General features: G+C 42.2%; 11 protein-coding genes. 4 read left to right on the top strand and 7 right to left on the bottom strand.

Going from position 1 to position 12,876, the window contains the following annotated elements; genetic code table 11:
- The first annotated feature begins 6 nt into the window (after nt 1-6).
- On the top strand, nt 7-1,581 hold the full coding sequence (locus BT112_RS05750; protein WP_072316411.1) for a type IV secretory system conjugative DNA transfer family protein: 1,575 nt from the start codon (nt 7-9) through the stop codon (nt 1,579-1,581).
- Between the two features lie 28 nt (nt 1,582-1,609).
- On the opposite strand, the gene BT112_RS05745 is transcribed toward BT112_RS05750, so the two are convergent.
- Nucleotides 1,610-2,374: an XRE family transcriptional regulator gene (locus tag BT112_RS05745; protein ID WP_072316410.1), complete on the bottom strand. Its 765-nt coding sequence runs from the start codon at nt 2,372-2,374 to the stop codon at nt 1,610-1,612.
- Nucleotides 2,375-2,430: 56 nt separating this feature from the next.
- On the opposite strand from BT112_RS05745, the gene dinB reads away from it, so the two are divergent.
- From dinB to BT112_RS05730, 3 genes are read left to right on the top strand one after another with little or no spacing between them, the layout of a single operon-like run.
- On the top strand, nt 2,431-3,642 hold the full coding sequence (dinB, locus tag BT112_RS05740) for a DNA polymerase IV (RefSeq protein WP_072316409.1): 1,212 nt from the start codon (nt 2,431-2,433) through the stop codon (nt 3,640-3,642).
- A 3-nt stretch (nt 3,643-3,645) separates the two neighbouring features.
- Nucleotides 3,646-6,666 carry a DNA polymerase III subunit alpha gene (locus BT112_RS05735; protein WP_072316408.1) on the top strand — a complete coding sequence of 1,007 codons (3,021 nt, stop codon included), beginning with the start codon at nt 3,646-3,648 and terminating at the stop codon, nt 6,664-6,666.
- Between the two features lie 29 nt (nt 6,667-6,695).
- Nucleotides 6,696-7,313, top strand: a complete 618-nt coding sequence (locus tag BT112_RS05730; RefSeq protein WP_072316407.1) for an SOS response-associated peptidase — start codon at nt 6,696-6,698, stop codon at nt 7,311-7,313.
- A 12-nt stretch (nt 7,314-7,325) separates the two neighbouring features.
- On the opposite strand, the gene BT112_RS05725 is transcribed toward BT112_RS05730, so the two are convergent.
- Genes BT112_RS05725 through BT112_RS05700 form a run of 6 tightly spaced genes read right to left on the bottom strand, consistent with a single transcriptional unit; the run spans nt 7,326 to nt 12,873 of the window.
- On the bottom strand, nt 7,326-7,652 hold the full coding sequence (locus BT112_RS05725) for a DUF4878 domain-containing protein (RefSeq protein ID WP_072316406.1): 327 nt from the start codon (nt 7,650-7,652) through the stop codon (nt 7,326-7,328).
- 50 nt (nt 7,653-7,702) lie between these two features.
- Complete coding sequence (locus tag BT112_RS05720; protein WP_072316405.1) at nt 7,703-8,917, bottom strand: MFS transporter; 1,215 nt, start codon at nt 8,915-8,917, stop codon at nt 7,703-7,705.
- Nucleotides 8,918-11,020, bottom strand: coding sequence for a copper-translocating P-type ATPase (locus tag BT112_RS05715; RefSeq protein WP_027884452.1), 2,103 nt, complete (start codon nt 11,018-11,020; stop codon nt 8,918-8,920).
- Between the two features lie 18 nt (nt 11,021-11,038).
- Nucleotides 11,039-11,332, bottom strand: a complete 294-nt coding sequence (locus BT112_RS05710; protein WP_008616393.1) for a hypothetical protein — start codon at nt 11,330-11,332, stop codon at nt 11,039-11,041.
- 6 nt (nt 11,333-11,338) lie between these two features.
- The gene (locus BT112_RS05705) at nt 11,339-11,983 is read right to left on the bottom strand and encodes a hypothetical protein (protein WP_041579017.1); all 645 of its coding nucleotides are present in this window, start codon (nt 11,981-11,983) and stop codon (nt 11,339-11,341) included.
- The gene (locus BT112_RS05700) at nt 11,980-12,873 is read right to left on the bottom strand and encodes a ribose-phosphate pyrophosphokinase (RefSeq protein WP_008616396.1); all 894 of its coding nucleotides are present in this window, start codon (nt 12,871-12,873) and stop codon (nt 11,980-11,982) included. The genes BT112_RS05705 and BT112_RS05700 overlap by 4 nt, the downstream gene beginning before the upstream one ends.
- Between the last annotated feature and the right edge of the window lie 3 nt (nt 12,874-12,876).

The following is a 12,876-nucleotide window of genomic DNA, read 5'->3' as shown; positions in this document are numbered from 1 at the left end:
AAGATTATGGACAATTTTATTCAAATTATATTGACACTTATAGGTGTGGGCGGCCTGTTTTACGGCTGTTTTCGTGTGGTCAAATATGCATTCGCCCTAAACCTGTTGTTGACCGGTCTATTGGTGTTCTACCTATCAAGGGAGTTGGAAATGGCCCTAGCATTGCTTTATTACGCCTGTCCGTTATTGCTCATCAATACAGTGGGCTATGTGTTCCTGCACAGGGCTGACCAATCAAAATCAGGAAACGATAGATACCGTGTAGGTTTTGCCACAGCCAATGGCCGTTTCGAACTGAACAACATCAAGCGTGGCGCATCGGTAATCGGTTCCGCCGGGAGCGGAAAGACCGAAAGTGTGGTCTATGGTTTTCTAAAACATTTTAAAAAACATGGGTTCTGTGGTGTCATCCACGATTATAAGGATTTCGAGCTCACCGAAATGGCCTACCCACTTTTTAAGGATAGCGAGGTGCCGTTCAAGGTCATTTCCTTTGAAAACATCATCCATAGAGCCAACCCCATTGCCCCGCGCTATCTGGAAAATGAGGAAAGCGTCAATGAGGTGTCCCGGGTACTGATCGAGAACCTATTGGAACAACGGGAAAGCGGCTCAACGGGTACTACAAAATTCTTTAACGATGCCGTTGAGGGATTGGTTGGTGGACTGATCTGGAAACTGAAAACGGATTACCCCCAATACTGTACCCTGCCCCATTTGATAGCCATATACCAATTGCTGGACACGGACAGCCTGATCGGATTTTTGGAGACCAACACTACATCGAGGGCAATGGCGGACGCATTCATCAGCGGAAAGGATTCCGAAAGGCAGACGGCGGGTGTTAAAAGCACCTTGGCCAATGCGTTGAAACGGATCAGTACGCAACGTATTTTTATGGCGTTGTCGTATGATGAAGTACCGTTGGATATCAACAGTGTGGAGCATCCATCGGTCATTTCCGTGGTCAACAATCCTAAATATGAGACGTCCTATGCGCCAGTTATCGCCACCATCATACATACCATCACCAAACAGATGAGCGTGCGCCATTCAAGACCGTCCTTTCTTTTGATGGAAGAAGCGCCGACCATTAGGTTGTTGAACATGCACCGTATTCCGGCAACGCTCAGGAGCTATGATATTGTTACGGTCTATGTAATGCAGGACAAGATACAGAACGATATGATGTACGGCGACAAGGCAAGCAGGGCAATTTTGAGCAATCTGTCCTATCAGTTCTTTGGGAAAGTGAACGACCCGGATACCGCCAAGTATTACGAGCGCTTTTTTGAAATAATAAAGGATCCGACAAAGAGTGTCAGCCGTGGGCACAACCTGGATTTTGATACGCGGGTTACCACGGGCGAAAAGGAAATCCCGAAGGTTCGGGCGGACGTTTTTTTCAGGTTAAAGCAAGGCGAGTTCATTACCTATGCAGATGGCAGGGATAAAAAGGTACAGTTCAAACTGACCAGAATACAGAGGGAACTGCCCAAAGGTGAAAGGCCATATTCAAGTACCGACCTACAGACCAATTTTGATAGGATATATGATGAGGCCCGGTCGATTTTTTCATAGCCCATCACATATTTGGTCAAAATTCTGTTTACCTTTTAAGAGCTTCCAGTTCAACCCCCAAAGCATTGAACATCTGAAGAATACTGCTGATCTTCAATTCGTCGGGACTATATTCCTGTGTTTGGATGGCACAGGTGAACTCCCATAGCTCCAGGATTTCATCGGCCTTGATTTCATAGGGGAGGTATTCCCTGTTGTCCGAAACCAAGAGCAACGTCCCTTTGGAATGCAATTGGTCAAAGACCCGTTTGTAGACCATGCCATCGTTTTTGGTCAAAAGCACATAGGTCGTGCCGTTTTTGATATCGGCCATGTCCTCAACATAGCGGCCAACAATGAATGACCCATTTTTCATGGGCAACATCGAATCCCCCTTAATGGGAAAGGCACGGTGCTTCCCAGAAGGAAGGAAAGGTAACTTGATCTTTTCCAGTTGTTCAATGTACTCCGGGTCATCATATCCTGCCAGATACCCGGCGGAAGTCTTTACGGGTACCACCTCGATAAGGTCTTCATTTTCTGAGTCCACCATGATAGGGAACAGAACCCGTTGGTTGCCCAAGTCTATAAATGAAAAATCCTTGGTCTTGGTGAGATCCTTTTTTATAAGGATATCGACAGGTATCTTGAAGAAATCCGATAGGGTTACCAATAGCGCCAGATTGGGTTCGGAACGTCCTTCCTCTTTGGAACCGAGGTTCGATCGGGATATGCCCAATTCCTCAGCGAGTAGTTCCTGGGAAAGACCTTTTAAATCACGAAGATGCCTGATGTTTTTGGATATAAAATTCATAATGCTACAAAATTAAGCAATAAAAACTACATATTGTAGTTAATTTTGCTTTTCCAATGGAAAATAAAATTCTACATCTCGATTTGGACACTTTTTTTGTGTCCTGTGAACGGCGACTGGACTCCAGTTTACAGAAACGTCCTTTATTGGTAGGCGGCACGGGCGATCGTGGCGTGGTTTCCGCTTGTAGTTATGAAACCCGAAAGTTTGGCATCCGCTCGGGAATGGCGATGAAGTTGGCCCGACAGCTTTGTCCCGAAGCCGTTGTCATTCGTGGCAATGCCGGAACATATACCAAGTTTTCGCAAGAGGTTACGGAAATCATTAAGGAGCAAGTGCCTATTTTTGAAAAGGCGAGCGTAGATGAATTCTATGCAGACTTGACGGGAATGGACAAATTCTTTGGCTGCTACAAATACGCAACAGAGTTGAGGCATAAAATCATCAAGGAAACGGGACTGCCCATTTCCTTCGGACTGTCCTCCAATAAAATAACCTCAAAGGTGGCCACGGGTGAGGCCAAGCCCAACAACCAGATGAAAATCGATTTTGGTCTTGAAAAGGCGTTTTTGGCTCCGCTGTCCGTGCACAAGATTCCTTCCGTAGGCGGCAAGACTTTCCAATGCCTAAAGAATATGGGGGTTTTTAAGGTGCAGACCATTCAGGAAATGCCGGAGGAAATGATGATCAGTGCGTTTGGGAAAAATGGGCAGACCATTTGGCGGCGAGCCAATGGCATTGATAGGCCGCCACTGATCCAATACCATGAACGGAAATCCATTTCGACCGAACGCACCTTTTGGGATACGACTGATATGGTAAAGTTACGAACCACGTTAACGGCGATGGCAGAAAATCTAGCCTTTGCCCTGCGGAACGGCAATAAGCTCACTTCCTGTATCTCCATTAAGATAAGGTATGCCGATTTCAATACCTATACCAAACAAGCGAAGATACCGTATACCAGTGCCGACCATATCCTGATTCCAAAAGTCTTGGAGCTTTTTGAACAGTTGTACCAAAGGCGGATATTGCTACGGTTGGTAGGTGTGCGGATGGGCGATTTGGTTTCCGGGAACTACCAAATCAACCTGTTCGACGACACCGAGGAAATGCTGAACCTTTACGGTGCAATGGACCATATCCGCAAGCGATTTGGTGAAAACAAGATCATGCGGGCATCCTGTATGGGTGCGAAATCCATCGGTAGATTTTACAATGTGTTCAATGGCGAACCGCCAATGGTGTTGGCGCACAGAACCCAATAGCCTATGTATCTGAACTGCCACACCTATTATTCCTTACGATTCGGGACGTTTTCCGAAATCGACCTGTTGCAGCTTGCCAAGGATAACGGTGTGGGCGAATTGGTACTTACCGACATCAACAATACATCGGCCTGCCTCAATTTTATCCGTAAGGCTCCTGATTTTGGCATCCGCCCGATGGTAGGCATTGATTTTAGGGACGGGGCAAAACAACTGTACGTAGGTATTGCGAAAAACAATGAAGGTTTTCTTGAACTGAACGCATTTTTATCAAAGCATTCCCATAATGCCATCAAACTGCCCGAGGTAGCACCGGAGCTAAAAAATGCCTTTATCATTTATCCTTTTGAACAGCTTTTGCAATTGGATAAGACCCATTTTTTGGACAATGAATTCATCGGTATTTCGATAGAAAATTTAAGGAGACTACCGTTTTCCGCCTACCGGAATTTTACCGACAAATTGGTGGTACAACAACCCGTAACTTTCCGAAATAAAAAGGATTTTAACGCCCATAGGTTACTTCGAGCCATTGACAACAACACACTATTGAGCAAATTACCCACTACGGAAGAAGCCAGTGAGACCGAAAGGATGCTGCCCTTGGAAGATTTGTTGGGTCGTTATCAAGAATTTCCCCATATCATCAAAAACACCGAAAACCTATTATCGCAATGCCAAGTCGATTTCAGTTTTGGAACGAACAGGGTATCGCAGAACCAACAGGTTTTTAGCGCATCGAAGGAGCAAGACTATCAGCTTTTGACCGAACTCTGTAACAAGGGCCTGCCCAAACGCTATTCAAATCCCAATGACATCGTGCTTGCCCGCTTGGAAAGGGAATTACAGGTCATACGGAAGATGGATTTTGTATCTTATTTCCTCATCAACCACGATATTGTGAGCTATGCCAAGAGCCAAGGGTATTTTCACGTGGGCCGTGGTAGTGGAGCAAACAGTATTGTAGCTTATATTATTGGGATAACCGATGTAGATCCCATAGAGCTCGACCTGTATTTTGAACGCTTTATCAATCCGTTCCGGGCTTCACCACCCGATTTTGACATTGATTTTAGCTGGCGTGACCGTGATGATGTTACCGCCTATATCTTCAAACGCTTTCCGAACACAGCATTGTTAGCTACCTACAATACCTTCAAATATCGGGCTACGGTACGGGAATTGGGCAAGGTGTTCGGATTGCCGAAAAGCGACATCGACCAATTGAGCGATGGAAACTTCCCACTTTCCAAATTGAACGACATCCATAGGCTCGTAGTCAAATACGGTTCACTTATCCAAGGGATGCCCAACCACCTGAGCGTACATAGCGCAGGAATCTTAATACTGGACAAACCCGTTCATTATTATTCGGCGACCGATTTACCGCCAAAGGGATTTCCAACGGTGCAGTTCGATATGATTATTGCCGAGGATGTGGGAATTTTTAAGTTCGATATTTTGGGGCAACGGGGATTGGCGAAAATCAAGGATGCCATAGACATCGTAAAAGAGAACCGTCACGAGCTTCCCGAGATCGACATTTCGCAAATTGAAAAATTCAAGAAGGACGATAACCTGAACCAAATGCTTTCCAAGGGAAAGGCCATCGGGGTGTATTATGTGGAATCCCCTGCAATGCGTGGGCTGATGAAAAAGTTGCAAGTAAGTGATTATTTAAGTTTAGTGGCTGCCAGTTCCGTGATTCGCCCTGGTGTTTCTTCATCTGGGATGAAAACCGAGTTTATCCGTAGGCATAGGGAACCGGAACGAAGAAAGGAAGCCCATCCCGTTCTGGCCAAGATTATGCCGGAAACCTATGGCGTGATGGTGTATCAGGAGGATGTGTTGAAAGTGGCGCACGAGTTTGCCGGACTGGATTTGGGCGAGGCGGATGTGCTGCGACGGGGAATGAGCGGTAAGTTTCGCTCCCGGGAGGAGTTCAAGGCCGTAGAACTGAAGTTCAGGAGCAACTGCTTGGAGAAAGGCTATTCGGAAACAGTCATCAATGAGGTTTGGGAACAGATTGCCAGTTTTGCGGGGTACGCCTTTGCCAAAGGGCATTCGGCCAGTTATGCCGTGGAGAGTTACCAAAGCCTCTATTTGAAATGCTACTATCCCTTGGAATTTATGGTGGCCGTACTCAATAACGATGGCGGCTTTTATAGCAGCGAACACTACATTCAGGAAGCCCGGATGTGCGGCGGCATTATCCACGCCCCTTGCATCAACAACAGCGACCACGCCAACAGCATTAAAGGGAAACATATTTACTTGGGATTTGGCTACCTGAAGAATTTGGAAACCTTTTTGGTACAGCGGTTATTGACGGAAAGACAGCTCTACGGGAAATATGAATCCTTGGACGATTTTATTGACAGGGTTGCAGTAAGCATTGAACAGCTAACGATTTTGATACGCATCGGGGTGTTTCGGTTTACCCATAAATCGAAGCCCGAATTGCTCTGGCAAGCCACGTTCAAATTGAATACTTTGGGAAAACGGAGCGCACATCCGCAGTTGTTCCGTCCCAAGCACCGAAATTTTCCCTTGCCCGAGTTCAATCAAGGATGGTTGGAAGATGCCTATGACGAAATGGAGCTTTTGGGCTTTCCGTTGTGCAACTATTTCGACTTGATTTCAGAAGCCCCAAAATCCAATTGGATGGCCAAAGATATGCCCAGGTTCAATGGCAGGGAAATGTTATTGTACGGGATTATGGTGAATTCAAGATTCCATACAACAAGTCAAGGAAAACGGATGCGGTTAAGCACTTTTATTGATAACGAGGGCGAATATTTTGATGCGGTACATTTTCCAAAAGCAGTCGATAAGTACCCCATTCACGGTAGGGGCGTATATGCCTGTTATGGCAAGATTACCGAAGAATTCGGGCATTTTAGTATGGATGTGGTTTGGAGTAAAAAAATGGCTTTAAAGACCGACCCACGCAGCCCTGATGAGCCGACTTATGAAGATGTCTTTAAACTAAAATCCGCCAAACGAAAGGAAATTAAAAGCTAATTCGGTATATTGTAACAAACATTTTTGTTATGTGTTACCGGACCAGACTCAACGCCAAATTAGAGGATATAGAAAAATCGTTCGATGCCTATTTTGAGGAAAAGGAGCGTTACAAACCCAGTGAAGAAATCAATGGTTTTGCACATTCGCCCTATCCTGTTATCGTGGATGAAAGCCCAGGCGAAATCCAATTTTATAGTTGGGGCTTGATACCGTTTTGGGCAAAGGATAGAAAAATCCAAAAAGCGACCTTGAACGCCAAGGTGGAAACCCTTGACGAAAAACCGTCCTATCGCAATTCTGTAAAGAAACGGTGTTTGGTACTGGCGGATGGGTTTTACGAATGGCAATGGTTGGATCCAAAGGGTAAGGCCAAACAAAAGTTCGTCATAAAACCACAAGACCAAGACATTTTTGCACTCGCGGGGATTTATTCGCTATGGAACGACCCCGAAACCGGAGAGGAGTTGGGGACATATAGTATAGTCACTACCGAGGCCAACGAGCTGATGAGCGAAATACACAACACCAAGAAAAGAATGCCCATAGTTCTACGTGAACAGGATAGAAACCGTTGGCTAACCAATGATGATTACAGTTTGTTCGCTTTTCCTTATGAAACCAATTTGGTGGCTTCCAAGTGTTAGATTTGCCAAAAATCAAAACGGGGATTTTTCACGTAATCCTTTTTCGGTAACCTTCCAGTTGCCATCCACTTTTACGAGCTTAAAGGTTTCGGGTTCATCGCTGTATGAAGTGGTGAATTTCACCCAGGCCGTATCGCCGTTAACGGCTTCATCCAGAACCTTGAAATTTGATGCGCCGTCCATTTTGGAGGGCACCAGCATATCATGAACGGCCACAAAGGCCTCGTAACTTTCCGTTGTGGTATTCTGCCTTAAGGCGGAAAGGTCCTTCTGGTAAAAGCTTTCGATAACGGTTTGGGCGATTTCAACGGGTGATTTTTGAACTGTGGTGCAGGCCATAAAAAGTATCGGCCATAATTATCAATAAATATGGTTATGTGCTTATTTTTTTATGGTGGATTTTTGAAAAAGAATAAAAAACCAATAACAGCCAAGACAATGCTGCCAGCAATTATAAAAGGGTAGTAAAAACCACCTGCGAGTAACCAAGTCCCTAAAACAGGCCCTAGAATTTGACCAACGCTATTAGTAGAGCTCTGAATAGAAATGTTCCTGCCAGTATTTTGCTTTGATATTAATGAGACCGCAGAAAGTAAATTTGGGGTTACCATAGCACCTCCAGCAGCGAAAACAACGATTAACACATATACCAAGTATTCATTCTTAAAAAAGGGAAAGACAATTAAGGATAATCCAGATATAAACAACCCTAATGCAATTTGTTTCTTTGTGGATAAAAACTTCTCTCCGTAAGTAGCGAACAAAGGTTGTAAAACAGCCATTATTGAACCACATAGCATAAAACCAATACCTATTTGGTTACTGTTAAACCCTAATTCATCTTTCCCATATATTGAAAAGACGGTTTCAAACAGCGTTACTACAAATTGGATGACAAACGACAGAACCAGTAATACGGCAAAATATTTGGTAAATGTGAATCGCAAGCTCACTTTTTGTATCGTGAACGTATGTACACGAGGGATATTTTTTAGCCATTTTGCTACTACAAATAGGACTATAAATCCTAGAAGAGCGGCAAACAAAAAGGGTACTGAAAATCGGTCTAAATGCAGCAGGCCTATCGTATATTTTAAATGAAGGTCAGTTTGAGACAGAAAGCCACCAATGACAGGGCCAAAAATAACACCAGAGCTAATAGCAACACCAGACCAGGCCATTATTTTGGTTCTCCGTTTTTCTGAAGTAATGTCGCTTAAATATGCGTTGCTAACAGGAATAACTGAAGACGTAAAAATACCTCCAAATATTCGAGCAATATATAGCATTGTCAAAGATGTTGCTAGACCAGTAAGCAATTGCATTATAACAAACCCAATTAGACCGATTAATATAATTGGTTTACGTCCATATCTATCTGAAAGCTTTCCCCATACCACAACAAAAATTAATTGAAATAATGGATAAATGCTTGTAAGCAGTCCAATATGGAAGTTGATTAAATCGGTATCAAGATTGTCTTTTAAAGCTAATCTTTCGGTATAGTAAGGAAGGGTTGGCAATAATATACCATAGCCCAACATCACTGCAAATAAACTCAACAGGATTAAAAATATCCTGTTGAGTTTTTCTTTTCTTTCCATTTATTTTTTACCGATTTTTCTTTTTAACAATTGTGCATTAATGGCCACTATAATGGTGCTCAAACTCATAAATACAGCTCCAACGGCAGGTCCTAAAACAAAGCCTGAAGAATATAGTACGCCAGCTGCTAAAGGAATAGCCACTACATTATATCCCGTAGCCCAGATTAGATTCTGAATCATTTTGTTATAGGTCGCTTTTCCGAATAGAATTAGATTGGCAATATCCTGTGGATTGCTATTTACCAAAATAATATCGGCAGTTTCAGCAGCCACATCTGTTCCGGAACCAACGGCAATACCAACATCAGCTTTTGCAAGTGCAGGCGCATCGTTTACACCATCGCCAGTCATAGCCACAAACTCTCCCTTACTTTCCAATTCTTTTACTATTTCCACTTTTTGATGTGGCAAAACTTCGGCGTAGTATCCATCCAAGCCGAGTTTATCGCTAACAGCTTTGGCAGTTCTTTCATTATCACCGGTAGCCATTAAAACTTTTATATTATTCTTTTTAAAGACTTTTATGGCTTCGGCAGATTCTGGTCGTATTTCATCGGCAAGAGCAATGTAACCAGCTAATTTTCCATCAATCAAGACAAAAACAACTGTTTCAGCGGCATCACTGTATGCGTCTTCGGGAATAGTGATTTTTTCATCCCTTAAAAAACCAGGACTAACCACTTTTACTTGCTTACCTTCTACATTGGCCTCAACGCCTTTACCTGTAATTGCATTAAAGTTTTCAGGCTTTGGGATGGTCATATTATCTTCTTTGACTTTTTTAATAATACCTACGGCGATAGGATGTTCCGAACTTTGTTCCAATGCACTCGAAAGCCTTAAAATTTCTTCAGATGAATAAGTTTCGCTAACAGACTCAATTCGAGTAACGCCAAAATCGCCTTTGGTCAATGTTCCCGTTTTATCAAACAATAAAGCTGATATTTTTCGGGATTCTTCAAAAGCTGTCCTATTTCGAATTAATAACCCGTTTTGAGCTGAAACAGCAGTAGAAATAGCAACCACAAGTGGTATGGCAAGACCTAATGCGTGTGGACAAGCAATGACCATAACGGTAACCATTCTTTCTAAAGCATAGACAAATGGAAAGCCTAAAATCAGCCATACCGCTAATGTTCCAAAACCAATACCTAATGCGATATAGGTAAGCCATTTTGCAGCTCTATCCGAGAGGTTTTGCATTTTTGATTTGGTTTTTTGCGCTTCTTCGACCATTTTGATGACCTTGTTGAGATAGCTATCTTTTCCAGTATGCTCAACCTTTACTTTTAAGGTACTGTTACCATTTACCGAACCACCAATAACCTTATCGTTTTCATCTTTTTTTACAGGTTTGGATTCGCCTGTAAGCATAGATTCGTTCAGGTAACTTGAACCGTCTACTATAATCCCATCAGCAGGAACTTTTTCACCTGGTTTTACAAGTATTACGTCATCTTTCAGTAAATCTTCCAGAGGAATATCTTCAATAGTGTCTCCTTTAACACGATGTGCCTCGGCAGGCATCATGCTTACTAACAGCTGCAAGGCCTTAGAGGCGCCTAGAACGCTTTTCATCTCTATCCAATGACCTACAAGCATAATAGCAATAAGCGTAGCCAGTTCCCAGAAAAAATCGACACCTTCTAAACCAAACACCGTTGCCGAACTATAAACGTAAGCCACGGTAATGGCCATAGAAATAAGGGTCATCATCCCTGGTGCACCTTTTTTGATTTCAGACCAGAATCCTTTTAAAAATGGCCAACCACCATAGAAATATACGATTGTGGAAAGTGCAAAAAGGATATATGGATTTCCGGGAAGCAAAAACTCATATCCAAAAAAGTCCTGAATCATCGGCGAGAAGAACAGTATGGGAATAGTAAGTACAAGGGTTACCCAAAACCGTTTTCTAAAATCGGCAATCATCATTTTATGATGGTCGTGCCCGTGTTCTCCGTGCCCTGGATTGTGGCCAGAATGGTCTCCACCTTTGTGGTTCATTTTAGAATGGTCTTCTTTTTTGTGTTTCATCTTCGAATGGTCCATTTTAGAATGGTCCATTTCATCGTGATTGTGGTGTTCGTGATTTTCCATTATTGTCTTGTTTAAGTGTTATCGTAATTTTTTTCTCATAGCTTCCGAAATGTTTTCGGCATAGACGCCATAGGCATCTACCAAAAGTCCTTTAATCCCATTTTTTGATGAAATAGCATAAAGCACACTATTATCGTCGGTACTGCTCATACCCTCAAAACGATGCATCTCGTCAACATTAAAATCTTCTGGGTGTATTTCAATTTTTAGTGAGGCACACTCCAAACATTCTGGTTTTAGGTTAAAATCATATGTATAGCCATTTCCCTGTAAATCGTTTATGGCTTCAGAAAGTGTATCGTAATTTTTCATCTGTCTTTATTTATAGTTTATTGTAAAATAGCTGTTATCTGCTTCTGAAAATTTCTGAAAAGTCAATAAACCTTTTTCATTTAATTTTTCGATAACGGTATAATTGAGTTGCTTAATGCGAATTCCCCAGGCATAGGCTTTAATATTAATTTTTGATTTTATAGTGTTTTTCCCATCCTCTAATTTTCGGTCATAAATTTTTATGATGCTTTTGGAACCAAAAAAGTTTAACAAGCCCGAGTCAAAACTCATTTCCAATTTAATATCTTTCAAGTTTTGTAAATCGTAGAGCTTTTTAAAATTTTCAGAAATGGTATTAATTTCGGTTTCTTTTGATTTTGGCTTGGAAAACGGAAAAGCCATTATCATTACATTGGCGTCATCTGGCTCACAACGGTAGGTAGTAGTGTATTTATCGGTTGATTGTTTGTTTTTGTCAAACAATTCTGTAACTACCTTTATTTCATAATATCCATTTTCCTTTATTGTTTCTCCAGCTTCAAAAGTTTGTTTATTGAGAAAATCACCTTCTTTATCAAAGTTTTCCCGAATAACAACTCTGCCTGAAATCTGCCCAATGAGCATTTCAGTTTGTCCAGTCATTGTGATGCTGAATAAAGTGATTAGTACTATAAAGCCTTGTTTTCTCATATATGGTGCATTAATTTTTTTACCTCTTTTGCCATAATATCACTTAAATCAATTCCATTTGAAGAGTGTGGGATGGTATTACAAGTCACTATTTTTTCTACTCCGGAATCCAATAAATCTTGATAGGCGTTTCCTGAAAAAACGGCGTGAATGCCTACACAAATAGGTGGTTTCATTCCTGCTTTTTTAAGATGTTGTACGGTTTCAATCATTGTTCGGGCTGTGGAAATAATATCATCTACCAAAATGGGTGTAGCATCTTTATATATATCCACATCGGGAACAGAGACTTCTACATCACGGTCACCGTGACGCACCTTTTGTAATACCGTAAATGGTGCTCCTGCATTTTTGGCGACTTCTGATACCCATTGTTCACTTTCAGAATCAGGTCCGATAAGTACCGGGTTTTCGATATTTTCTTTAATCCATTCTGAAATTGCGTCGGCAGCGTGAATCACTTTATTTGGAATTTGATACACTTCTCCCAACGAACTAATTCTGTGCAAGTGAGGGTCAACTGTGGTAATGCTATCGGCGAAACCAGAAATCAATTTTCCGAAGAAACCGGAAGTCACTCCTTCTCCTTCATTAAATACTTTGTCCTGCCGCATATACGCCAAATAGGGTGCTACCAAACAGGTACACATAGCTCCTAATGATTTGGCTGTGTGGCTTAAAAAATATAGTGACAACAGTTTTTCGTCCGGTTCGTGCAAGGTGCATACCAGTACCACACATTTATCTTTAACATCAGACAATATGCGCGTGTATGATTCCCCGTCAGGGAATTTCCTTAATGTGGCTTGACCCACTTCAGCATCCATTTTTGTAGCCATTAGTTCTGTGAGTTCTTCATTTCCGGGAAGACTGAATAATATTGTTTTCATAGT

The organism is Sinomicrobium oceani (assembly GCF_900119185.1).
Taxonomy (GTDB): Bacteria; Bacteroidota; Bacteroidia; order Flavobacteriales; family Flavobacteriaceae; genus Sinomicrobium; species Sinomicrobium oceani.
Note: the sequence above shows the minus strand (reverse complement) of the source record. Positions and strands in the feature narration are given on the sequence as shown.